The sequence below is a fragment of the Chryseobacterium paridis genome (assembly GCF_016595215.1).
GTDB classification, from domain to species: Bacteria; Bacteroidota; Bacteroidia; order Flavobacteriales; family Weeksellaceae; genus Chryseobacterium; species Chryseobacterium paridis.
This window is the reverse complement of the sequence record NZ_JAENHK010000010.1, coordinates 1472763-1496921: the sequence shown is the minus strand read 5'-3', so window position 1 is coordinate 1496921 and position 24159 is coordinate 1472763. Positions and strand designations below refer to the sequence as shown.

General features: G+C 37.1%; 18 protein-coding genes. 10 read left to right on the top strand and 8 right to left on the bottom strand.

Going from position 1 to position 24159, the window contains the following annotated elements:
- Window positions 1-411 precede the first annotated feature (411 nt).
- A complete protein-coding gene (locus JHL15_RS16180; protein WP_200247399.1) occupies window positions 412-843 on the top strand; it encodes a MarR family transcriptional regulator in 432 nt (143 codons plus the stop codon).
- A 53-nt stretch (window positions 844-896) separates the two neighbouring features.
- Window positions 897-3107, top strand: coding sequence for a S9 family peptidase (locus tag JHL15_RS16175; RefSeq protein WP_200247397.1), 2211 nt, complete (start codon window positions 897-899; stop codon window positions 3105-3107).
- Between the two features lie 63 nt (window positions 3108-3170).
- Here JHL15_RS16175 and JHL15_RS16170 read toward each other — a convergent pair whose 3' ends face one another.
- The 5 genes from JHL15_RS16170 to JHL15_RS16150 all read right to left on the bottom strand — a co-directional run bounded on the left by JHL15_RS16170 (window position 3171) and on the right by JHL15_RS16150 (window position 8612).
- The gene (locus JHL15_RS16170; RefSeq protein ID WP_200247396.1) at window positions 3171-4343 is read right to left on the bottom strand and encodes a T9SS type A sorting domain-containing protein; all 1173 of its coding nucleotides are present in this window, start codon (window positions 4341-4343) and stop codon (window positions 3171-3173) included.
- Between the two features lie 386 nt (window positions 4344-4729).
- Entirely contained in the window at window positions 4730-5071 is a 342-nt protein-coding gene (locus JHL15_RS16165; protein WP_200247394.1) for a hypothetical protein, read from the bottom strand.
- 239 nt (window positions 5072-5310) lie between these two features.
- Window positions 5311-5784 carry a GNAT family N-acetyltransferase gene (locus JHL15_RS16160; protein ID WP_200247392.1) on the bottom strand — a complete coding sequence of 158 codons (474 nt, stop codon included), beginning with the start codon at window positions 5782-5784 and terminating at the stop codon, window positions 5311-5313.
- A complete protein-coding gene (locus JHL15_RS16155) occupies window positions 5768-6535 on the bottom strand; it encodes a methyltransferase domain-containing protein (protein WP_200247390.1) in 768 nt (255 codons plus the stop codon). Before JHL15_RS16155 ends, JHL15_RS16160 begins: the two co-directional genes overlap by 17 nt.
- Before the next feature lie 1606 nt (window positions 6536-8141).
- On the bottom strand, window positions 8142-8612 hold the full coding sequence (locus JHL15_RS16150) for an Lrp/AsnC family transcriptional regulator (RefSeq protein WP_200247389.1): 471 nt from the start codon (window positions 8610-8612) through the stop codon (window positions 8142-8144).
- 143 nt (window positions 8613-8755) lie between these two features.
- Here JHL15_RS16150 and JHL15_RS16145 point away from each other — a divergent pair, with 143 nt between their 5' ends.
- Window positions 8756-10144 (top strand): MFS transporter, encoded by a 1389-nt coding sequence (locus JHL15_RS16145; RefSeq protein ID WP_200247387.1) that lies wholly within the window; start codon window positions 8756-8758, stop codon window positions 10142-10144.
- 42 nt (window positions 10145-10186) lie between these two features.
- On the top strand, window positions 10187-10771 hold the full coding sequence (locus JHL15_RS16140; RefSeq protein ID WP_200247386.1) for an LOG family protein: 585 nt from the start codon (window positions 10187-10189) through the stop codon (window positions 10769-10771).
- Here JHL15_RS16140 and JHL15_RS16135 read toward each other — a convergent pair whose 3' ends face one another.
- Complete coding sequence (locus JHL15_RS16135; protein ID WP_234047792.1) at window positions 10772-11530, bottom strand: AraC family transcriptional regulator; 759 nt, start codon at window positions 11528-11530, stop codon at window positions 10772-10774.
- 106 nt (window positions 11531-11636) lie between these two features.
- On the opposite strand from JHL15_RS16135, the gene JHL15_RS16130 reads away from it, so the two are divergent.
- Window positions 11637-12839 (top strand): CynX/NimT family MFS transporter, encoded by a 1203-nt coding sequence (locus tag JHL15_RS16130; RefSeq protein WP_200247381.1) that lies wholly within the window; start codon window positions 11637-11639, stop codon window positions 12837-12839.
- A gap of 185 nt (window positions 12840-13024) precedes the next feature.
- Here JHL15_RS16130 and JHL15_RS16125 read toward each other — a convergent pair whose 3' ends face one another.
- On the bottom strand, window positions 13025-13663 hold the full coding sequence (locus JHL15_RS16125) for an alpha/beta hydrolase (RefSeq protein ID WP_200247379.1): 639 nt from the start codon (window positions 13661-13663) through the stop codon (window positions 13025-13027).
- A gap of 217 nt (window positions 13664-13880) precedes the next feature.
- Between JHL15_RS16125 and JHL15_RS16120 the strand changes: the two genes are divergently transcribed.
- The 5 genes from JHL15_RS16120 (at window position 13881) to JHL15_RS16100 (ending at window position 21379) form a co-directional block, all read left to right on the top strand.
- Window positions 13881-14798 (top strand): helix-turn-helix domain-containing protein, encoded by a 918-nt coding sequence (locus JHL15_RS16120; RefSeq protein WP_200247377.1) that lies wholly within the window; start codon window positions 13881-13883, stop codon window positions 14796-14798.
- Between the two features lie 230 nt (window positions 14799-15028).
- A complete protein-coding gene (locus JHL15_RS16115) occupies window positions 15029-16174 on the top strand; it encodes an efflux RND transporter periplasmic adaptor subunit (protein WP_200247375.1) in 1146 nt (381 codons plus the stop codon).
- A 9-nt stretch (window positions 16175-16183) separates the two neighbouring features.
- Window positions 16184-19324, top strand: coding sequence for an efflux RND transporter permease subunit (locus tag JHL15_RS16110; RefSeq protein WP_200247373.1), 3141 nt, complete (start codon window positions 16184-16186; stop codon window positions 19322-19324).
- A 17-nt stretch (window positions 19325-19341) separates the two neighbouring features.
- The gene (locus JHL15_RS16105) at window positions 19342-20763 is read left to right on the top strand and encodes an efflux transporter outer membrane subunit (RefSeq protein ID WP_200247372.1); all 1422 of its coding nucleotides are present in this window, start codon (window positions 19342-19344) and stop codon (window positions 20761-20763) included.
- Window positions 20764-20818: 55 nt separating this feature from the next.
- Window positions 20819-21379 (top strand): DUF2652 domain-containing protein, encoded by a 561-nt coding sequence (locus tag JHL15_RS16100; RefSeq protein WP_200247370.1) that lies wholly within the window; start codon window positions 20819-20821, stop codon window positions 21377-21379.
- A 162-nt stretch (window positions 21380-21541) separates the two neighbouring features.
- Here the strand turns inward: JHL15_RS16100 and JHL15_RS16095 are convergent, their stop codons facing one another.
- Window positions 21542-23803 carry a glycoside hydrolase family 3 C-terminal domain-containing protein gene (locus tag JHL15_RS16095; protein WP_200247368.1) on the bottom strand — a complete coding sequence of 754 codons (2262 nt, stop codon included), beginning with the start codon at window positions 23801-23803 and terminating at the stop codon, window positions 21542-21544.
- Window positions 23804-24159 lie beyond the last annotated feature (356 nt).

The window sequence follows — 24159 nt, the reverse complement described above, 5'->3', positions numbered from 1 at the left end:
CGCAGATTTCTAAAACACAAACATCTGCGAGATCAGCCAGATCAGCGAGAGATTATTTTTTTTAACGCAAAGGATTTTAAGTATCCATTCCGTTTCAGATAGCAAAGACAGATCAACCTGCTGCGCAAAGCTGCATGCTTCATCAGATCAACTTGTTGATCCTTCTTTGCTCCTTAAAATCAGCTGCATTATTAATAAACCTTTGCGTTAAAGATTTTACAGTTTACATATTCAATCACGCAGATTTTGCAGATTATACAGATTCTTAAAGCACAAAGGCTGGCTTGATCCATGAAGTTTATTGAAGACGAAAATTTTTAATATTAATTTTTTGGTGATAAAGTTTTGGAAATTAAATTTATTTATATATTTGATATATCAATTATATGTATATCAATTAAAATTTTTATCATGGCAAAACCAGAACAAACTATTTTCTACAGCATCGAAGAATCTATTAAATCTTACCGTCAGTTTGCCCAGAAACAGATCAACGATAAAGGTTTTGATATTACGATCGATCAGGGATTAATTCTGAGTATTATTAACGAAAATCCTGGGATTGCTCAAAAAGAGATTGCCAGAAGAGCTTTTAAAGATCATGCTTCGGTTACTCGTATCATTGAGCTTTTAGTCAAGAGAAATTTTTTAAAAAGAGATTCTTTTGAAGAGGATAGACGGAGATTCAATCTTAATGTAACGAAAGAAGGGCAAACTATTTTATCCGATATTCAACCGATTGTTGATATCAACAGAAAGACTGCAATTGAAGGGATTTCTGAAGAAGAGATTGAACTGCTGAGAAAGCTGGTTAATAAGATTACTGCTAACTGCAGAAGCTAACACCTCTGAACCTATTTTCTATCCCAATTTTTTTAGACCTAAAAACCAATACCATGAAAGTCTATTGCAAACATTTCATTTTAAAAATAAGCGTGATGATGACCTTTATGACCTCTTTTGTTGATGGGCAGATCAGCGATACGATGACCAGTAAAGGGCGATATGAAAGCTATCTGAATTTTAGAAGCCTGATTCGGAATGCTTATGTCAGACCTCATTGGTACGCAGATGGAAGTCGTTTTTGGTTTGCCGAGGGAACTCCTGAAAATACTGTAATCTATGAGGTAGATCCAAAGCATAATGTAAAACGGGTATTTTTTAACAAAGATCGTTTAATGAAAGTGCTAAGACCATTGCTTGAAAAGGAACCGGCGGCTAAAGGAATTCCATTTAGTGATTTTACTTTTTTTGAAGATAAAAATGCAGTAGAGTTTTTTGTTGAAAATAAGAAATTCCGGCTAAGTTTAAAAGATTATCAGATCCTTCAGATTGAAGGAAAAGAAGAAGCTCCATTACCATTTTTGGGTGTTCTTTCTCCCGATAAACATACGTTTGTTGTTACAAAAGATAATAACATAGAACTGGTCGATAGGATTACTCAAAAAGCCACACCTCTTACTCAAGATGGTGCAGATGATTATCCATGGAATGTCACAGATGGATGTTGGTCGAAGGACGGAAAGAAACTTTTGGTCAAAAGACCTGATGGAAGAAAAGTTCATCATATTCCTGTAGTGGATTATTCGACACCTGAAGAGAAAGTAAAGTATAGCGTGTATGCTAAAACCGGGGGAGTTATTGAAACACCTGAGCTATATGTATTGGATGTCGCTTCCGGGAAAACAATTACAATGGATGTTGGTTCAAATGCCCAACAATATGTGTTCCCGATAGGATGGAGACAGGATGACTCAGAGGTGCTTTTTATGCGCGTAGACCGGCTTGGGAAAAAACTGGAATTGCTGGCTGCGAATCCCGATACGGGAGTGAGTAGGGTAATTCTGACAGAAGACAGCAAAACTTTTGTCGCTGGATTGGATTTTATCATTGATGTCTGGAAAAGGCAATTCAGGTTATTAAAAGACAATAACAGATTTATCTGGCTGTCTGAAAGGGATGGTTGGCGACATCTCTATCTTTATGATATGAATGGAAAGTTGATTCGAAGGTTGACATCAGGAGATTTTCCTGTTACGGGAGTGATTCGTGTGGATGAAGCTAAAGGTTGGGTTTACTTCACAGCTAATGCAGAAAAAAATCTGTATTCAACAAATATATACAGGGTTGATCTGAAAGGAAAGGACTTTAAGAAAATCACCTCAGCAGAAGGAATACATACCTATTCTCAATTCTCACCTTCGGGTCAATATTTTCTGGATACATACTCAAGTATGAAGCAGCCTCAGTCGGTTGAATTGCGAACGACTGATGGAAAATTAATACAACTCCTGAAAACGTCAGATATCAGTAGGTTACAAAAAATTGGATTTCATCCTCCGGAAGGCTTCATTGCTAAAGCTGCTGACGGAACCACGGATGTGTATGGAATTATGTACAAGCCCTATGATTTCGATCCGACAAAAAAATATCCGGTGATTGAATTTATTTATGCCGGACCATTTATGAATGTGGTACCTTATGGGTTTGGACCTAATTCTGCACCTAATGCCATGGCACAGGCATTGGCGCAGCTAGGTTATATCACGATCATCATGGACACCAGGGGAACCGTCGAGAGAAGCAAGGCGTTTCAGGATACCATTTATGGAAATATAGGGACATATGAAATCGCTGACCGTAAGGCAATCCTAAAACAGCTCGGAGAAAAATACCCGTTTATGGATATGAAACGTGTTGGTATTTATGGGCATTCCTGGGGTGGATATTTTGCGGTTCGTGCTATGCTGATGGCACCTGATGTGTATCGCGTAGGCATTGCGTCAGCACAGGGTGAGCTAACGGAAGGAGCTGAAATCAATGAGCCTTATATGGGATTACCGGAAGATAATAAGAAAGGGTATGAATGGGGAACGAATACCAATCATGCCGGAAACCTGAAAGGGAAGTTACTGTTTATCCATGGAACAAGCGATGTCAATGCACCACTTTCCACGACGATAAGAATGATCGATGCATTGACCAAAGCTGGAAAGACCTATGACCTCATCTTACTTCCAGGTAAAGATCACTTTATAGATAATGACAAATATGTAAGTAATGCCATACGGAGGTATTTTGAAGAGAATCTGAAAAATGTAAAATGATAAAAAAAGCCGCTGAAGAAATAATCTTAGCGGCCACTTTTTTGAAAAAAATATATCAAGAATTTAATCCTGCATGATTAGTTTTTTAGCATCAGTCACTTTTCCATCAGCCACCATTTTGTATACATAAGTGCCGGATTGAAGATCAGAGCCTGAAATTCTGATAGTACCATTTCCTTTCTCGCGTAGAGGAACTGATTTTACCAATTGACCGGAGATGCTATAAATTTCAAGCGACGCTGTTTTTATATCTTTTGGAAGATAATAACGGATGTTTGTTTCATTTTTTGTCGGATTAGGAACGTTTTGCCCCAGAGTAGGGACATCCGATAAAGAGATGTCAGTAACCGTATTTTTGTTTAAAAGAAGTTGTTTCAGTTCTTCAACTGTATTTTCAAGAGTTTTGATACGGTCTTCCAGTTTTTGTACAGTTTCATCTGAAGGGGCCGTTTTGGATAATATGGAGCTGGATACCATTACATTGCCATTAGAATCCACTACTAAAGCTCGCCCGCTTCCTACGGGCAGGTCCTGATGCCGAACGGTTCCAACGGTATGGAAATTAGCTGTAGGGGCATTCGTACGAACTCCTACACTTTGGTCTTTGATCAACATGGTTGAAGTACCAGACATTCCCATCATGATTGAATAAGGAATCGTATTGGTAAGCTTAGCTCCTCCACCTCCGGCTCCGATCACAAATGAACGGTTTCCGGTAGCTGCCAGGTCAATACCAAATCCTCCGGAATATTCTTCAGTAAGGTCGATACCTACTCCTAATGCAAACTCATTATGGTTTCGGATGATATTTTTCCACCCCAATGCTACTGATTTGCTGGCATTGTTCAATACTGCATTGTCCTGCCCGGCCACCATATTGGCTCCTCCGGCATTATTCAGGTTGTTGGTCCATCCGCCAACAATAGAGCTTGCAGCCTGACCTCCCAATGTATTGGATACTCCGGCAATGATGCTTCCTTTTGCTTTGGAAGCATTAGAATTATTCGTTGTCTCGACGATAAATGAACCGAATTCATTCAAAAGAGCCTGATTGGGGTTGGAAGTAGCGCCGTTCGTTCTCATGTAAAGAATTCTGCCGTCTACAGTACCTACATAATTGTTGGGAGTGATCCCGGGGTTTCCATTGACCAGCCATTGTTGAGCATTAGCCATGCCCGTTAAAAATACCATAGCCGCTGCTATGCTATTTTTCATGCATAATAGTGATGTTCTCATAGTTTTGAGTTTTAATGGTTGATTAGTTATCACTAAGTTATGAAATATTATGAGTTAAATGATATTTACTCACTGATTTGGGATATTGTAAGAATGCTTGGTTATGAGAAACTTAGTGGGGAGCGGGAGTTTGGAATTATATTTAATATCTATAGTTTTTATTTATAAGATCTAAATATTCATCAATTCATGACCGTATCAGAGTTCATATACTATTTTGAAATGAATTGATCTTAATACAGTAATTTGTACGTCTTGTATACTTTAATCTTTAATAGTATCATTTGATACTATCATGGTAAGATTTTTCACTGATCTCAAAAAAATATCCTTCAAATATTTTTTGAAGGATATCAAGGATAGAGAATTATTAAAAAAATGGTTTTTTATTGCTTAAGTTGCTCAGCTTTGATGTAAACCTTCCCTTGCTCATCTTTCCATGAAGGCCCTTTTACATAAATGGAATCACCTACTTCATAACGTTTGAAAGTGCTCCCACTTTTCTGAAGATTAATGAAACTGATGGTTGTAACATATTCTTTTCCGTTGGCATCCTGAATCGTGGCCATATAGCCATCTTTTCCGTTTTCAATCTTTGTTATTTTTCCACTTGCTTCAATGGTCATATCTTTTCCCTTATCTTCTGATTGAGCTGATTGCTTTGCAGTACAACTTGTCATATTAAATATGCCTAATGTTAAAATTGCTAATGCTAGTATTTTTTTCATTGTAGTAATTATTTGTTGTTGATTTTGGTTTTTAGCCCTTTTTTATTGTAATATTTTCTGTTGTCCAAAGCCTGTACCAAAGCCAGTTTGCAGTTTAACATTAGTTTCTTTATATCTTAAATCCATTAAAATGAAAATCTTGCATGCATTTTAATTAATTTTTGTCTTTTGGGATCAATTAATTTTTAAATGAAATGTATCCGACATATATACAGTAACTTAAGAGCTGTATTTTTTTGTTAAATTTTCATTTTAAACCCTTCATGGGATGCTGTAAATCCAAGTTTTTGATAAAATTTTAATGCTTCAGTCCTGGTTTTGTCTGAAGTCAGCTGTATCGTATCAGCTCCATTTTCCTTGGCTCGTATAATGGCAAGCTGAAACATCTTTTCGCCCAGTCCTTGACCGCGCACAGAAGAATGGATCCGTACTGATTCTACTAATGCACGTTTACTGCCTTTATGATTCAGGTATTGCAGGTAGGTAAGCTGTAAAGTTCCAAGGATCTGATCATTGTCATTGACCATGACCAATAAATCCTGGTTGGGATCCTGTTCAATGGCTTTAAAAGCTTTGACATAACGTTCATCCAGAGGATCGGAAACCTCTTCCCGGCTTTGTCCTAACACGTCATCTGCAAGCATTTCTATGATCTTCATTAAGTCTGCAGAAGTTACCTTCCTTAAGCGAAGATCTTTATTTTTTTCTTCCATACATTAGAATTCTCTTAAATGCATAAATAGCCGGGAGTTTAGGATAGTTGGCTGCAATGCGGTTTTTAAATTCTGTAGTAAACTCTTTTTGTTGACCTTCATTGAGCCTTTCGAGATAAGGAATTAATGCAGAACCGGATATGAAATTGAATAAAGTGTCATGATCTTCGGCGATGATAGGATATACTTTTTGTGATAGATTTAATTCCTCAATTCCATTTTCAAATAAAATCTGAGCATATTCATCTATGGTAAGAACTGCAGAAGGTCGGTTCCATCCTTTTAAATAACTTTTAAATGGTTCTTCCTCAGCAAGACCGGATAAGATTATATTCAGTGTATTTCCAGGTTGGTAAGGCATTTGGATGGCCAACTGCCCATTTGTTTTGAGTTTTGAAATCAGTTGAGGAAATAGTTTGGGATGATCATCAGACCATTGTAAAGCTGCATTACTGAAAATAAGATCCCAGTTTTCATCGTTATTAAGCATTTCCTCTGTGGTAGCCATTCTGAAATGAAGGCGTTCATTCTCCAATGCTTTTGATTTTTCAAGCATTTCCGGAGAAGAATCGATTCCGATAAACTCAGCCTGTGGGAATTTTTCTGTAAGGATAGCAGTTTGTTCTCCTGTTCCGCAACCCAAGTCGATTGCCTTCATAGAGGGTTCTTCAATGATCAGATCAGAAAGATCAAAAAAAGGTTTGAACCGGATATTTTTAAATTGATTGTAGACGTCGGGATTCCAGGGCATAGCAAATGTTTTTAATTGATAACCTGAATTTAGTTATTCTCAATTACATGTAAAGCATAAATTTGATTAAAACTGCTGTTGTGGGTTGAAATGGCTTTATTTCGACGTACTCTGCACAATCTTATTTGCTGCATTGATAATGTTTTAGGGACTTGTGACTATGTCGGATCTTCGGTTTGTGATTGATTTTTTCCCACAGATTGCACAGATTTGTACAGAGGTTTATGTTTATTTTTTTCTCGCAGATTATGCGGATTTCGCAGATTTTTGAATTTTTATCTTTGATAAAAATCTTAGCGCCTTAAAAACGTTATACTTATAAAAAATTAGTGTCTTTGCGTTTAACTATTATCCTTTTGTTTAACGCAAAGATTGATGATGATACAGTATAAATTAAGATAGCAAAGATGAGCTTCGCTTATTAAGCTTGTGGATATAAAAATCTTTGATTTTAAAGAGCTTAAGTGTACTCCTTGTACAGCTTGTATTAACTTAAAGAAGCTTAAGTGTTAAAATTTTTGCTGTAAGGCGAGATTGCTTTACTTCAACAGGCTCAGCACAAGCACCATTCGTTCGTAATGGCAAGGCTGCTTTAGAAACACAATACACTAACAACTTTTTACGCCTTTGCGTTTAACTATATTTTTATGACCTAAAGATAAGAAGAATTGAATAGAAATCTGACTCATTCATCATCCTCAGAAATGACATGAATGGATGAGTATTGTTATTTAATCAAATATTTTGACCTACTTGATTGTACCTTTTTTGATGACGATGAGCCAGATATTCTACTTCATGAATTGACTTATGAAAACTTTTTGATGATGCTAAAGTAATAGGAGGTGATCAATTATCAATTGGTTTTTATACGAAACCATGTTTTTTCTATACTTATAATTGATTTCTAATGTTGTTGTCATTCCGACGAAGGGGGATCTGCTGTTTACTTGCTTGTTTGGATTTCTTTCTTTTTTTATTTTGGATAGAGTATCAGATGTAACCAATGTCAATGATAATGTAAGGTCTCTCGCAGATTCGGCAGATAGCGCAGATTTTTGAATTTTTATCTTTGATAAAAACTTAGCGCCTTAAAAACGTAATACTTATAAAAATTTAGCGTCTTTGAGTTTAACTATTATCCTTTTGTTTAATGCAAAGATTGATGATGATACAGTATAAATTAAGATAGCAAAGAAGGAGCTTCGCTTATTAAGCTTGTGGATATAAAAATCAAAGATTTTTTTAAGCTTAAGTGTACTTCTTGTGCAGCTTGTATTAACTTAAAAAAGCTTAAGTGTTAAAGTTTTGTAATTAATGCTGTAAATTGAGATTGCTTTACTTCGACAGGCTCAGCACAAGCACCATTCGGTCGCAATTGCAAGATGTTTAAAAGCTTATGTGACTTTTTGATTCCGTCGAACCTTCGGTTTGTGATTAATTTTTTCCCACAGATTCCTCAGATTTACACATAGGTTTATGGTTATTTTTTTCTCGCAGATTCTGCAGATTCCGCAGATTTTTAAATTTTTATCTTTGATAAAAATCCTAGCGCCTTAAAAACGCAATACTTTAAAAAAATTAGCGCCTTCGCGTTTAACCAATTCTAAAGAATCTGAGTACTCTCTTTAATACTATTCATCACAAAAATACTTTTCGTCTGCCCAATACCTTCAATCTCCGAAAGTTTATTCACAAAAAAATCGTGAAACTCATCCATATTGGGCGCCAGGATTTTTAGCATGAAATCAAAATCACCGCTGATATTATAAAACTCCACGACCTCTTTTAATTTGCTGACCTGTTCAATGAATTTTGTTGCCATTTTCTTATTGTGAGCGTTCAGAGCAATCATGCAAACCACCATCATTCCCTTATTGACTTTCTTCCGGTCTAGAACAGCAGTATATTCTTTAATGATTCCTGACTTTTCCATTCTTTTTATACGTTCATGGGTTGGTGTCGGGCTCAGATTGATGCGTGTGGAAATATCCCTTACACTTAGCTTGGCATCTTTTTGCAGTAGGCGTAAGATAGAAAGGTCTTTTTCGTCAAGATTATAATTTTCGGTTGGCATTTGTTCTGTTTTTTTATTTTAAAACTAACTTAAAAGTATATTTGTTCTTTTTTATGTTTTATAATATTATTTGTGTTCCAAATTTAAAGTTAAATTTTCACATATGTTCTAATAATTTTAATTTTGCAGGAAATTTGAATGGTATGGGAACAAGAAAGAATTTAATATTAATACTGGCATCAATCGGAACATTTGTTGAGGCTTTGGACATTGCTATTATTAACCTGACAATTCCTGCTATTCAGAAACAATTCAATATTGGTGCGGAAACCGTTCAGTGGCTTCAGACGTTGTATGTTTTATTCTTTGGTGGTTTTCTGATCATCGGAGGAAAGTTATCTGATCAGATCGGGCGTAAAAAAATGTTCTTATTAGGAGCGCTTATCTTTATGCTGACATCATTAGGAGCTGGGTTATCAACCAATTTTGAAATGCTGGCTATATTCAGAGCATTGCAGGGACTTGGGGCTGCATTTATTATGCCTTCTGCATTGTCTATCGTTACCAATACTTTTACTGAGAATCATGAACGGAATAAAGCACTAGGTGTTTTCAGCTCTTTTGCTGCAATCGGATCAGGAAGTGGATTGTCGATAGGGGGAATCATCAGTACTTATCTAAGCTGGCATTGGGTGTTCCTGATCAATGTACCCATCCTTTTGTTAACGCTTATTTTTGCATACCAGTATTTACCTGCGGATGAGAAATCTGAAAATACACAGAAGACAGATGCTGTTTCAGGAATATTATTGGTTTTAGGACTTTTGAGCCTGACCTATGGAGCACACGAACTGATTCAGATTATGGAACAACCTTTCTTAGTCATAGGATCAATTGTCGTTGCGATTATACTCTTAGGAAGTGTAGTTTATCGTTTAAAAACCGTATCACAGCCATTGATTGATCTTAAACTCTTTAAGTACAGATCACTCATGACTTCAAATATTGCATTTTTTGCATTAGGTGCATTTTTCATAGGATTTTTATTCCTGATCTCGTTAATGCTTCAGAAAGATATGGGACACAGTGCTGCTTCAGCAGGATTGATGTTGGTTCCTTTCAGTGTCATGTCTGCTTTAGTTGCTAAATTTGTACTACCTGCTGTTTCCAAAAAACTGAATCCTGCACAAATGGGAATTTTTGGTTGGGTTTTTATGCTTGCAGGAGCTTTATCTCTGCTCATATCGATTTACCTAGGTCATCCATTAACCATTGTACTATTAGGAGCAGCATGTATTTCAGGGATTGGAATGACTTTCTGTTTTACAAGTCTGTCGATTCTGGGAATCAGGGATGTGGATGCGTCACACTATGGGGTAGCTTCAAGCTTAACAAGTACCAACTACTTTCTGGGAGCTGGAATCGGTCTGTCATTTATGACTTTGATGGGGCAGCTGTTTCCTTCGGATCTGGCAGTTGGAAGTTTGAGTATCATTATTTTGGCAGGGTATGCATTATGTGCTATCGGAATCTTGGTATATTTGATCATCAAAGAACTGAAAGTAAAAAGAGAGCAGATTGCTGTTTTGTAAGAGATGTTCTCAGAGGTATTAATTATTTAAAAAGAAAAAATCATGATAAAAAGACTAACCGTATTTTGTGGATCAAGCTTTGGAAATGAATCCATTTATGAAGAGCAGGCTTATGCTTTAGGAAAGAAGCTTGCTGAAGAGCAGATAGGTTTGGTATATGGTGGTGCGATCAGTGGATTGATGGGAACGGTTGCTAATGGAGTAATGGAGAATAAGGGTGAAGCGATTGGAGTACTTCCTCATTTTCTGGAGGGGAAAGAAATTGCCCACCTTGGGCTAAGCGATCTGATCCTGGTAGAAACCATGCATGAACGTAAAACGAAAATGAATGAGTTATCCGATGGAGTTATTGCTCTGCCGGGAGGATATGGAACATTGGAAGAACTTTTTGAAATGATGACTTGGGCACATCTTGGCTTACATCAAAAACCAATTGCTGTTCTTAATGTTAATGGGTTCTACAATGATTTATTGCAGATGGCTCAGACTATGGTTGATAAAGGTTTTCTGAAAGCAGTCAATCAAAAGATGCTGATTGTGGATGACAATATTGATTCTCTTTTAACCAAAATGAAGAATTACGAAGCGCCAAAAATTGAGAAATGGATTTCTAAAGGAGAAGTCTGATCATAAACTTTTTACAAAATCACTGGGCCTGTATTGCATGACCGACTGAAAACTGTTGGTATAAGCTTGCAGGCTTTTGTATCCAACCTGAAAGGCGATTTCAGAAATAGTCCATTCATTGGCACTTAATAACTCCAGGCTTTTGATGATTCTTAGCATCTGCTGATATTTGATCAGGGTAAGTCCGGTTTCTTTTTTAAAAATTCTTTCTAGTGAACGGAGGGATAGTGAGGCGATATCACTTAGATCTTCCATTTTAAGATCTTCATTATAATGGGTGTTCAGATAATTGATTGCCTGGGTCAATCTCTTGTCTTGTGGAAGGCTGATATGCAGCTGAATAGAATCGGCAACAAAATTGGGGAGTTCGTTATATAATGCTTTTAAAAATATATTTTCATCATTGTTTTCGGTAGTATTCATCGACCATTTCTCAGCATATCTGATCATTTCTTTCAATACCGGAGGTACTGAAAATACATGAATCTGATGATAAAAGGTATCTTCTGTATCGACATTAAAAAACATGATCATGAGGCGGATCCTTTCAGAATGGGAATTGGTTTTATGCAAAGCGTGGGGTGGAATCCAGGCTGCATGGTTTTGGGGTAAAAGATACATTTTCCCTTCTACTGTCAAATATTGAAATCCGCTTTCCACATACACAAGCTGTCCCTTTTTCTCATGAAGATGAAGAACGTCATCATGTCTCCAGTTGTCTTCAAACCATACAAAATAGGGTTTGTTAACTTCATCCATATTCAGGATTTTTTTTGGATTACCCATGTCGTTTTAGATTAATATTATGGCAAATGTATGTAAAATAACATAGGTAATTTTGCTGTAACAATTTTTTATCTCTATTATGAAAAACGAAACGAGAAAAGAGGCATCATATATTCTGTTGTTGATCAATGTATTGGTTGTGATTCTGGTATCGAGTAACCTTCGTTCACCGATTACTTCTGTAGGACCAGTACTGAACCAGATCAGTCAGTCTTTACATCTGGATAATTTTCAAAGCAGCTTGCTGACTTCAATACCCTTGCTGATGTTTGCGAGTTGCTCCGTATTGGTAAGTAGGTTTTCACATCGGTTCAGCATCAATAGGTTTTTATTGTATGCATTGGTTATTCTGAGTTTTGGACTATTCTTAAGGGTATTCGGGTCAGTTTGGACCCTGTTTACAGGATCTATATTTATCGGTTTAGGAATCTGTGTAGGGAATGTAATTACTCCCGGATATATCAAAAACAATTTCCCCAAACAAATTGGGTTAATGACCGGTATTTTTGCAGTGGCCATGAACCTTACCGCTGCTTTAGCTTCAGGATATAGTGTGAGCTTGGGAGAGTGGACAGGTTATGGATGGCGAGGTTCCCTTGGAATATGGCTTGTAATTGCGCTTCTAGCACTATTGGTTGTGGTTTTGGAATTGTTACTGAATAAAAACAACAGTCGACAGACCAATAACTCGATGGCAAAGTCAGATTTTAATATGTTTAAATCTGCTCAGGCATGGAATATCAGCATTTTTATGGGATTACAGTCTCTGGTATATTACTCTTTAATTTCATGGCTGCCTGCTGTTCTCAATGATTATGGAATGAATGGAAATGCTCCGGGTTGGGTATTGTTTGTGATTCAGATTTCCATGATTCCGATCACTTTCGTGGGGCCTATCATTGCCAATAAAATGAAAGACCAAAGGGTAATGATCGTCTTCCTGTGCATCCTGATGTTCGCGAGTATTGTGATGTTTGCATTGCTGAAGTCACAATGGATCTATGCAACTGCAATTTTATTAGGTTTATCGAATGGTTTATCTTTCAGTTTATCGATCTTATTTTTCTCTTTGCGAACACAATCAAGTGCCAATGCAATTAAAATATCGGGAATGGCTCAGTCAGTAGGATATTTGATAGCCGCATTCGGACCTGCCATTTTTGGAAAGCTGCACGATTGGGATACGTCATGGAAATACTCATTTGCCTTTCTTGGAATTTCCGTGATTTTTATGTTTTTCTTTGGGATGAGGGCGGCAACGAGAAAATTTGTGGAGAGTTGAGAATTTAAAGTTGAAAATGGAAAGTTGAAAGTTGAAAGTGGAGAGTTATGAGTTTTTGTTTGTTGGTAGATATGACGTAATCTTGCTATCTGGTAATTCTTATATTGAACCGCGAACCTCGTAACGCGTACCTCGCAACCCGTACCTCGAATCTCTCACCCCGAACCTCGGAACTCGAATCCCACTCAAAACTTCTTATAAATCCAATCTTTGGTAGGATTGAGCCATATGTCCAATGCTTTAAATAAAAAACCATGCTTCATTCCAGTGTTCAATTCTATTTCTTTGAATGTTTTTAATTTTGAGTTTTGTAATCTTTTCTGGGAAGATAGCGGAACATGTCCTTCATCAGATTTTTCCGTGATAGAAAGTATATTACCGTACAATTTGAAATCAGCATCTTTATTTAAAGAATCATCTTTGAAACTCGAACCGATGATCACAAATTTCAAATCTGGATTTTTAGCGTGATAAGAAACATATTGGGCGATATAGCCGCCTTGTGATGTGCCGACTATGCTGATGCTATGGGAAGAAACTCCTTTGCGCTGTAGACTATCAATCTGAGCAATGACCTTTAGGGCATAGACTTCAGGATCTGTCTGATCAGGTCTTTTTTCTGAAATTATTACGGCGTTTTTACCTTTCAGCTTATTCAGGATCGGAGTATATTCCGCAATACCATATTGCGGATGCTTTTCTGTCAATGAATGACCTTCGAGAAATTTATTATGCAGAAAGAAAATATATTGTTTTTGTTGAGCGGTCAAAAGATTTGACATAAGAAGAAAAAAAGCAAAAAGAAAGGTGACAACTGTTTTCATGAGATACCCCGCATTAAAAGGATAAAGATAGATATAGTTTTTGATATTGTAGTATTTTTGTCGATTGGTATTGGAGATTAAAAGCTAGTTATTAGTTGCAAGTTGCTAGACCTGAAAAACAAGAACTTGAAACTGGCAACCAGAAAACCAGAAACTAGTAACCTGCCACTAACAAATAAAGATTATTCCTTAATTTCGTGTATTATTCCATTTCAAAATGCCACGTAAAAGCGATAAGATTTCCACAGAGTACATTGAAAACTTTACCTTTGAAGAGCTTCTGAAGGAGGTTGAATTTGATCTTCGGATCAAGGAATTCGTGGTCATGACGATCGATAGTACCAACTATTCTATTAAACTTAATGTTCCTCACCGGTCGGAATATTTCTGTATGATTCTCATACAAAGGGGAGGTGTTAATTTTAAGATTGATGAAAAAAGTTACCATTCTTCAAAAGGGGATGTGGTATTCTGTCCAATGGCAGAAACATTTTTAATAGAAGAAATTTCTGAAGATTATATTGGAAAGTATATTTTCTTTTCGGTTGATTTTATTTCCAATGCAGGATTTAATTACAAATCAAATGATGTATTGAGGAGTCTTTCCGAAGATCCTGCCAATGTCATTAAAAATGAGCCTGATTTATTTCGTAGATTAGAATTTCACTTGGATGAGCTTAAAGTTTTAAACAATACAGAAAAAGAAGATTATTATTATAAAGAAATGATCTGGCATCATTTCTCCCTGGTCGTATATGAAGTGGATAATTACTTTAAAAAAACTGAAAAAGGCAATCCTGTTACTTACCGGGAAGATGAGATTACAACAAGCTTTTTTATTCTGGTACGGGAACATTTCAAAGAAGAGCATAATGTTCAGTTTTATGCAGATAAGCTCTGTATCAGCCGTAAATACCTGACCAAAGTGATCAATAAAACAATGTATAAGTCCCCAAGAGATATTATCCATCAAGTACTGGGTGTCGAGGCAAGACTGTTGTTAAAAAATTCCAGTGCTAATGTTAATGAAGTGGCAGCACAGCTTAGTTTTTCTGATCAGGCATCTTTCAGTAAGTTTTTTAAGAAACAAACCGGAATATCTCCACTCATTTATAAAAGAACCGATTTGTATTAAAATTCCTAAGAGCATTATTTGTTTTGATGTCTTTTTGCAATATTTTGATCATTTTATAATGGATAGAAACAAATAGTATTATTTATGCTTTCTATTGTTGTAATTAAATGACATTTATCATGTTTTGATCAATGAGGAGTCTTTTTGACAAATTGCGGAGTTTTTTGAATATTTCCATGGAATTTTTTTAGGCCGAATTTTGCCTGGTGAAATTTAAAGGAAATATTACTATGCAGAGATTTTTTATTCAGAAATCAACAATACTATTCCTCTCGCTCGTCTTTCTGACAGGGTGTAAGAAGAATAATCAAAACCAGTCTTATCAGCAACAGGCACCTCAGCTTCCCGTAGAAACAGTGAAGCAGGGAGATGCTTCTGTTTCAAGGGAATATGCTGCTTCTATCGAAGGGGTTTCCAATGTTGAAATAAGACCTCAGGTAACAGGATATTTAACCAAAATATTTGTAGATGAAGGAGACTATGTAAGAGCAGGTCAGCCTTTGTTTAAAATAGAAGACCAGATCTTCCGTGAACAGCTTAAAAGTGCTCAGGCAGCATTGATCACAGCGCAGGCCAACCTTGCAACATCTAAAATAGATGTAGACCGCAAGAAAGAGTTGCTAAGAAATAAGATGGTATCTGACATTCAACTAAAGGAAGCAGAAGCATCTTATAATGCAGCAAGAGGAGCGGTAAGCCAATCCCTTTCCTCTATAGAATCGGCTAAGATCAACCTTAACTTTTCTACGATTAAAGCTCCGGTAAGCGGATACATCGGAAGATTCAACTACCGTTTAGGAAGTTTATTGACTCCTACGAATCAGAATCCCATTACGCTATTATCTGATATCCATGAGGTGTATACTTATTTCAGCTTAAGCGAAAACGATTTTAATCAGTTTCAAAAACAAAATGCAGGAAGTAGCGTTGATGAGGTCATCAAAAATACACCTGCTGTTTCACTGTTATTATCAGGAGGTGAAAAATATGCTGAGCAGGGAAGAATTGATGCTGTAGACGGTCAGTTCAACAAAACAACGGGTTCTATCACGCTTCGTGCAAAATTCAATAATCCCAATAACCTTTTAAGAAGCGGCAATACCGGGAAAGTGGTTCTGGATCAGTTCTATTCTAATGTTATTTTACTTCCGGTTGCTTCTACGAGATCTATTCAGGATAAAGTATTTGTATTTACCATTAAAGATGGAAAAGCGGTTCAGCTTCCTATTGAAATCGGTGGAAAAGCCGGAGATAACTTTATTGTATCAAAAGGACTGAAAGCCGGAGATCAGTATATCGTTACCGGATTCGACAGATTACAGCCGGGAACTCCTGTTGTAGCTCAAAAACAAAATGCTCAACCGAAAAAATCTTAAGAAGAAATTATGTTAAAAAAGATTATAAAAAGGCCGGTATTGGCAACAGTTATTTCTGTACTGTTGGTGATACTGGGAATCGTCGGCATGATTAATTTGCCGATCACGAAATTCCCGGATATTGCTCCACCTACGGTTGTGGTTTCAGCAGTTTATCCTGGTGCCAATGCGGAAACGATTGCAAGATCAGTGGCACCACCTTTGGAAAACGCGATCAATGGTGTGGAGAATATGGATTATATTACTTCTACAGCGAGTAATGATGGTACCTTAAGTATCACTGTGATTTTTAAGCTGGGAACGGATCCCGATCAGGCTGCAATTAATGTTCAGAACAGAGTAGCCCAGGTTACCAACCAGCTTCCTGCAGAAGTAATACAGGCAGGGATTACCACTCTGAAAAGACAAAATAGTATGATTGCTATGGTTTCTTTGACGAGTAAAGATGGTAAGATGGATGATCTTTTCCTTGAAAACTATGCAAAGATCAATATCGTACCGGAACTGAAAAGGGTAAAAGGAGTGGGAGATGCTATGGTATACGGAAACAAGGATTACTCGATGAGGGTATGGCTTGACCCGAATAAGCTGACTTCGTATAATCTTACGCCTTCTGATGTTTCACGAGCTATCCAGTCTCAAAATTTAGAAGCTGCTCCAGGTAGATTCGGAGAAAGAAGTAAAGAGACCATGGAATATGTACTTCGCTATAAAGGAAAATTTACCGAACCTCAGCAATATGAAAATATAACCATTAAGGCACTGAGTGACGGTTCTGTTTTAAAATTAAAAGATGTTGCTAAAGTAGAATTCGGGGCATACAGTTATACTGTATCTTCTAATTTCAATAAAAAAGCATCGGTTACAATGGCAATTTTCCAGATGGCAGGTTCGAATGCCAATGAAGTACAGATTGCTCTTCAGGAAAGAATGAAAGAACTTGAAAAATCTTTTCCGGAAGGAATGGCTTACGAAATGCCTTATGCTACAAAAGAAGCGCTGGATCAGTCTATTGAACAGGTGATTCATACTTTGATCGAAGCTTTTATTCTGGTATTTATTGTGGTGTATATTTTCCTTCAGGATTTCCGTTCAACATTGATTCCGGCCATTGCGGTTCCTGTTTCTATTGTGGGAACGTTCTTCTTTATGAATGTATTTGGCTTTTCAATTAATATTCTGACCCTATTTGCATTGGTATTAGCGATCGGAATTGTGGTGGATGATGCTATTGTTGTTGTGGAAGCCGTCCATGCTAAAATGGAACATAAAAAGCTTAATCCGAGAGCCGCAACGATGTCGGCGATGAGTGAGATTACGGGAGCGATTATTTCCATAACGTTGATCATGTCTGCGGTATTCGTTCCGGTTGCCTTTATGAGTGGATCTACAGGACTGTTTTATCAACAGTTTGCATTAACATTAGCGATTGCGATTGTAATCTCTGCGGTAAATGCGTTGACGCTAAGTCCTGCCCTGTGTGCAATATTTTTAAAGCAACATCATCCGGAAACGCATGAGAAGATGAATTTTAAAGAACGATTCTTTAGTGCTTTCAATACCAACTTTAATAAGCTTACTTTCCGTTATGGAAAAGCAATTCTGTTCCTTTTAAAAAGAAAATGGATTGCCCTGTTGATTATTGTAGCTTTTGGTGGATTATTTACGTGGATGTCGATGACCACTCCAAAAGGATTTATCCCTGACGAAGACCAGAGTTTCATTATCGTGACGGCTAATCTTGCTCCGGGAGCTTCGAAAGACAGAACTTCAAAGATTATTTCAGATACAGAGGATCTGTTGATGAAAAATCCGGCTGTTGACAAAGTGATTTCAGTAGATGGGTTGAATTTGTTCAGTGGTTCTATGTCATCTTCTGCAGGTTCGATTTTCGTTAAATTGAAAAAAGGTGGTGAAAGAGGTCCTGTTAACAATATTAATGATATCATCGGACAGGTTCAGGGAACATTGTCTCAGGATAAAAGAGCTAATTTCTTAGTAATTAATACACCAACCGTAGACGGATTTGGTAATACCAGTGGAATGGAACTTGTTCTTCAGGATCGTACCAATGGTGATCTTCAGAGCTTGGGAAATATTTCTTACGGAATGATGGGAGCCTTAATGCAAAGACCGGAAGTAGCAGTGGCTTTTACGACCTTTGATGTGACCTATCCGCAATATGAAGTATTGGTAGATGAGGTTAAAACAGCACAGCTTGGAGTAACCGTTTCTGATGTGTTAGGTGTAATGCAGGGGTATTATGGAAGTATCCAGTCTTCAGATTTCAACAGATTCGGAAAGTATTACAGAGTTTTGGTTCAGACGACTCCTGAAACAAGAGAGGATAAAGAGTCTCTGAACGGAATTTTTGTTAAAAATAATCAGAATCAAATGGTTCCTGTAAATACTTTGGTTACTTTAAAACAGGTAACCGGAGCAGAAGTAGTGGATCGTTTCAATTTATTTAATTCTTCTAATTTAACGGTAATGGCGGCGCCTGGATACAGTTCAGGACAAGCAATGGCAGCAGTTGAAGAGGTCAGCAAACAGGTTCTTCCTCCGGGATATACTTATGATTATAAGGGAATGAGTAGGGAAGAAGCAACATCAAGCTCTCAATCGGTAATGATCTTTGGTTTGTGTATCATCTTTGTTTTCTTCCTTTTATCTGCACAGTATGAAAGTTATATTCTTCCATTCGCTGTACTGATTGCAATTCCTGTTGGTTTATCCGGAGTCTTTGTAGGAATTACGCTGGCAGAGTTATCTAACAATATTTATGTTCAGATTGCCCTGGTGATGCTGATCGGGTTATTGGCAAAGAATGGTATTCTTATCGTAGAATTTGCGGTTCAGCGTCGTAGAGCGGGGAAGAGCTTGATTGCGGCTGCAGTAGAAGGAGCAAAGGCACGTTTAAGACCTATTCTGATGACATCCCTGGCATTTATTACAGGTTTGATTCCTTTGATTTTTGTAGTAGGACCTTCAGCGTTAGGAAACCACTCAATTGGTTATGCTGCGATTTCAGGGATGCTTTTCGGAACTATTTTAGGGATTTTTGTGGTTCCTGTTCTTTTTGTGGTATTCCAGGCTTTGCATGAAAGAATCAATGGAAAAGTAGTAACCGAAGCAGACTGGGAATATTAATTCAAATGATTTTAAAAATGAATTCAATTAAAAATATAGCATATATAGCATTGGTTTCCGGGGCGGCTGTTTCCTGTAAAGTTCAGAAATATGAACGACCGGAAATCAAAATGCCGGAAGCTTTCAGAAATGATTCCATTGTAGTTGACAATCAGGATCAGAATATAGCAAAGATCAGTTATAAAGATTTTTTCAAAGATCCGGTTTTGGTGGGATTGATCGATAAGGCCATTGTTCAGAATAATAATCTTCAGGTGGCTTTAAAACAAATCGAATTTGCTTCTTTAGCTTATAATCAAAGCAAATGGGCAAATGTACCGACCGTAAGCGCAACAATTGGAAACGCAAGCATTAGTCGTCCCTCGGATAACAGTATGAATGGAATGATGGCTGGACAGTTTATGGGAAGAAAATATACAGAAGATTATACGAGTTCTGTAAATATTTCCTGGGAAGCAGATATCTGGGGTAAGATCAGAGGTCGGAAAGAACAGGCTTTAACAGAATATCTTAAAACCCAGGAAGCAGCAAAAGCTGTGAGAACAGGATTGGTTGCTTCAGTGGTTCAGGGGTATTATAATTTGCTCATGCTGGATACTCAACTGGAAATTACAAAATCTAATCTAACGTATTCTGATACCACACTGAAGTTTTTAACCAAACAGCAGGAACTGGGTTTGACAACAGCTCTAGCAGTACAGCAGCAGGAGATTGTAAAAGATCAGATCCTGAAAACGATTCCAGCTATTGAAAGTTCCATAGCAACTCAGGAAAATGCATTAAGCTTACTTACTGGTTCAATGCCTGATAAAATTGAAAGAAAAGAAAGTCTGAATACAGTGCTGTCTCCGGATCATATTGCGGCTGGAATTCCTTCAGAACTATTGAGCTACAGACCGGATATTAAAAATGCCGAGCTTGAGGTGAGAAAAAGTGTGGCTGCTATTCATGTTGCAAAAATGAGCATGTATCCGTCTTTAACCATTACAGCCCAGGGTGGTATTAATGCTTTTCAGGCGAGTAAATGGTTCAGTATCCCGGGATCTCTTTTCGGAATGGCGGCAGGAGCAATAGCTCAACCTATCCTGAATGGGAAACAGCTGAAAACACAGTATGAACAATCTAAAGTATTGTCAGAGCAGGCAGAGATCAACTTCAAACAATCTGTATTAAAAGCGGTGGGAGAAGTTTCTGATGCTTTGGTACAGATCCAAAAACTGGAAGAGCAGCAAAAGGTTGCAGAAGGTTTGGTGACGAAATCTAATGAAGCGGTTAAAAAAGCGGATATATTATTTAAATATAATTCAGCAACTTATGTAGAAGTAATTTTAGCACAGACGAACAAACTTCAGGCGGAGCTTGATCTGGCATCCCTGAAAGCACAACGATTAAATGCCATTACTGCCCTTTACCGGTCGGTAGGTGGCGGATGGCAATAAAGTAAAATGAAACCTGTTGCGTCTTTAGAAACAACAGGTTTTTAAACTAAACATCATGGATGCAAATATACAAGAGGGTATTATACTGATTCCGGATTTCAATGGATTTACCGAATTTGTGTTTAATACAAAACTATATACCGGAGAGTATATTGTGAGACAGCTATTATCAATCCTGATAGATGTCAATAATAGGTATTTTGAAATTTCTGAAATTGAAGGGGATGCCATTTTATTTTTCAGGTATGATAAAAATCCATCTTTTAAAAAAGTCTCCAATATGCTTCGGAATATGCAGAACGCATTTACCAGAAAAGTGGCTGAGCTTAATGAAGCATTAAGCATTTCCATTGACCTGTCATTAAAGTTTATTGTTCATTACGGGAAATTTTCCCAATATAAGATTGGAAATTTTAGAAAATTATATGGTGCACCGGTAGTAGAGGCTCATCAGCTGTTGAAGAATGATTTCGCGAAACAGCCTTCTTATGCCTTATTCAGTAATTCCTTCCTTGAAAGTACTGAGAGCACCAATGCTTTTTGTAATGATGAGAAACAGGATCTACCTGATGTTGGGGTGATTCATTATTTTGAAGAAATAGAACAGCATATTTAATTTTTTCCTTGTAAATTGCTATTGCTGTGCCCGGAGTAATCCGGGCATTTTTTTGTTTAATGAAAGGGTAGAATAACTTCCCGATACGAAAATTTCCGTCTTGTATCAAAAAGAAAACCTCCCTTTCGGGAGGTCAAAAAACACAAATGATGAAAAAAATATCTACTTTAGAATGAATTTCACTTTCGTTTTAATAGCATCTGAAGAGTTTCCGATCAATGCTTCGAAATCTCCAGGCTCAGCTACCCAATCATGTTTATTAGCATCGAAATAGCTTAGAGCTGTTTTATCGATCGTAAAGCTAACTTCTTTCTGTTCTCCAGGATTTAAAAATACTTTTTCAAAACCTTTCAATTCTTTTGCAGGACGAGGAACAGACGATTTAGGATCACTGATATACAATTGCGCTACCTCAGCACCAGCCTTAGTTCCTGTATTTTTTACAGTTACTGTAAAGGTAATTTTGTCATCCTGAGACATCGTTGTTTTATCCGCTTTTGCTTTTCCAAATTCAAAAGTGGTATAGCTTAATCCATGTCCGAAGCTGAATAAAGGTTTGATGTTTTTTGTATCATGCCAACGGTATCCTACAAAAATTCCTTCGTTATATGTAATGTTGATTGGGTTCTTTTGATCTTTTCCTTTTCCGGCAGCCAATTGATCTTTTTGACCTGGGTATTCTCCTAATTGATGTGCTGAGTTATCTTCCAGTTTAACTGGGAATGTGAAAGGCAGTTTTCCTGAAGGATTAGCATCTCCTGCTAAAATAGAGGCGATAGAATTCCCTGCTTCAGAACCTAAATACCAGGATTGAACAATTGATGGTACTTCTTTGATCCAAGGCATTGCTACTGCATTTCCTGATACCAAAACAACAGCAAGATTTTTATTGGCTTTTGCCAATGCAGAAATTACATGATCCTGATTATATGGAAGGCCATAACTTTTACGATCATTTCCTTCGCTGTCCTGGAAATCACTTTTATTTAATCCTCCAACAAAGATTACGAAATCAGATTTCTTGGCAAGCTCTACAGCTTCATTGATCAATTCAGCTTCAGAGCGGGTATCTTTCAGATCCTGTCCTGATTTTACTCCATTATACTCACCACCAATATCTCCTACATATCCTCTTGCATACTGTACATCAGCTTGCTTTCCGAATCTTTTTTTGATTCCATCTAAAGGAAGTGTTTCATATTTCACTTTTAATGAAGATGAGCCTCCTCCAACGGTCATGATCTTGATCGCGTTCTCACCGATAACAGCAATTTTTTTGGTCTTGTTGATGTCGATAGGTAATATATTTCCTTGATTTTTCAGTAAAACAATTCCTTCTTCACCTATTTCTTTTGCCACGGCCTGATGTTCGGCAGAAGCAATGTTTCCGAAAGGTTTATTTCGGTTCATTGTTGTTTTATAAGCCAGGTTTAATAGTCTGGTTACTTTATCATCCAGCTCTTTAGTTCCTACTTTTCCGGATTTAATAAGATCCAGATAAGGTTTTGCTAAATAATAGTTGTCGTATGCATTCTTCGTTCCTGCAGATAAACCGTTGGTCCAGCTTCCAAATTCAAGGTCCAATCCATTATGGATAGCTTGCTCTGTATTGTTTACTGCTCCCCAGTCTGAAACGACTACACCCTTGTATTTCCATTCTCCTTTTAGAATGTCATTTAAAAGATATTGGTTCTGGCTTGCGTATTGATTTTTATACATGTCATAAGCGCCCATGATCGTCCATGAACCACCTTCTGTTACTGCTGCTTTAAATGCAGGTAAGTAGATCTCATATAAAGTCCTGTCATCTACGGTCACATTGCTGGTATGACGGAACATTTCCTGATTGTTCAGAGCAAAATGCTTTACACTGGTTGCCACTCCATTGGATTGTACTCCCTGAATATAAGGAACTACCATTTTAGAAGTCAGATAAGGATCTTCCCCCATATATTCAAAGTTCCTACCATTCAATGGAGTCCTATAAATATTTACTCCAGGTCCCAGAAGAATGTCTTTCTTTCTGTAACGGGCTTCTTCTCCTAAAGCTTTACCGTAGTTCCATGACATCTTTTTATTCCATGTCGCAGATAAGGCAGTTAAAGCCGGATAAGCAATAATAGAATCATTGGTCCAGCCTGCCTGGTTCCATTCGTCCCACATTACTTCAGGGCGTACTCCGTGAGGTCCGTCAGTAGTCCAGAATTCAGGAATTCCCAATCTTGGAACACCCGGTGAACTGAATTTGGACTGTGCATGAAGCATTGCCACCTTTTCTTCCAGTGTCATTCTGGAAAGAGCATCCTGAACACGCTGTTCAACAGGTTTTGTTTCGTCTAAATAGACCGGAAGGGTAGTATTTTGAGCCATTGAAGAAATTGAAATGAGTGTGAATAAACTTACTATGGCAGTTTTCTTTAGCATAAAAACCTTTTTTTGATTCGTAACAAAAATAGGAAATTTATTTATTATCTCAAATTGAGATAATGTATTTTTTCAACAAAATGGTTATATATAACCATTCAGGATTAAAAATCCGTAATCGTTACGTTTGAAATTTGCTGTTGTGAAGGGAGAAAGGAGGGGAATGTTTTGAAATTAAAAATTGAAAATTTTTAATTATTAAGATTAATTATTTTGAAAGATTTCCTATTGAATTTTTCTACTCTAAATAATCACTGAAAGAAAGAAGAATAGGTGAGAATGAAGTTGGTAAAATAAAAAAGCAGTGTTTCAATAGTTGTTATATTGTTACACTGCTCTATTGTTATATGTTAGAA

What these genes read in the sequence shown, in the direction of transcription:
- JHL15_RS16180 (WP_200247399.1), top strand. Translation starts at nt 412, where the DNA reads ATGGCAAAACCAGAACAAACTATTTTCTACAGCATCGAAGAATCTATT.
- JHL15_RS16175 (WP_200247397.1), top strand. Translation starts at nt 897, where the DNA reads ATGAAAGTCTATTGCAAACATTTCATTTTAAAAATAAGCGTGATGATG.
- JHL15_RS16170 (WP_200247396.1), bottom strand. Translation starts at nt 4,343, where the DNA reads ATGAGAACATCACTATTATGCATGAAAAATAGCATAGCAGCGGCTATG.
- JHL15_RS16165 (WP_200247394.1), bottom strand. Translation starts at nt 5,071, where the DNA reads ATGAAAAAAATACTAGCATTAGCAATTTTAACATTAGGCATATTTAAT.
- JHL15_RS16160 (WP_200247392.1), bottom strand. Translation starts at nt 5,784, where the DNA reads ATGGAAGAAAAAAATAAAGATCTTCGCTTAAGGAAGGTAACTTCTGCA.
- JHL15_RS16155 (WP_200247390.1), bottom strand. Translation starts at nt 6,535, where the DNA reads ATGCCCTGGAATCCCGACGTCTACAATCAATTTAAAAATATCCGGTTC.
- JHL15_RS16150 (WP_200247389.1), bottom strand. Translation starts at nt 8,612, where the DNA reads ATGCCAACCGAAAATTATAATCTTGACGAAAAAGACCTTTCTATCTTA.
- JHL15_RS16145 (WP_200247387.1), top strand. Translation starts at nt 8,756, where the DNA reads ATGGGAACAAGAAAGAATTTAATATTAATACTGGCATCAATCGGAACA.
- JHL15_RS16140 (WP_200247386.1), top strand. Translation starts at nt 10,187, where the DNA reads ATGATAAAAAGACTAACCGTATTTTGTGGATCAAGCTTTGGAAATGAA.
- JHL15_RS16135 (WP_234047792.1), bottom strand. Translation starts at nt 11,530, where the DNA reads ATGGATGAAGTTAACAAACCCTATTTTGTATGGTTTGAAGACAACTGG.
- JHL15_RS16130 (WP_200247381.1), top strand. Translation starts at nt 11,637, where the DNA reads ATGAAAAACGAAACGAGAAAAGAGGCATCATATATTCTGTTGTTGATC.
- JHL15_RS16125 (WP_200247379.1), bottom strand. Translation starts at nt 13,663, where the DNA reads ATGAAAACAGTTGTCACCTTTCTTTTTGCTTTTTTTCTTCTTATGTCA.
- JHL15_RS16120 (WP_200247377.1), top strand. Translation starts at nt 13,881, where the DNA reads ATGCCACGTAAAAGCGATAAGATTTCCACAGAGTACATTGAAAACTTT.
- JHL15_RS16115 (WP_200247375.1), top strand. Translation starts at nt 15,029, where the DNA reads ATGCAGAGATTTTTTATTCAGAAATCAACAATACTATTCCTCTCGCTC.
- JHL15_RS16110 (WP_200247373.1), top strand. Translation starts at nt 16,184, where the DNA reads ATGTTAAAAAAGATTATAAAAAGGCCGGTATTGGCAACAGTTATTTCT.
- JHL15_RS16105 (WP_200247372.1), top strand. Translation starts at nt 19,342, where the DNA reads ATGAATTCAATTAAAAATATAGCATATATAGCATTGGTTTCCGGGGCG.
- JHL15_RS16100 (WP_200247370.1), top strand. Translation starts at nt 20,819, where the DNA reads ATGGATGCAAATATACAAGAGGGTATTATACTGATTCCGGATTTCAAT.
- JHL15_RS16095 (WP_200247368.1), bottom strand. Translation starts at nt 23,803, where the DNA reads ATGCTAAAGAAAACTGCCATAGTAAGTTTATTCACACTCATTTCAATT.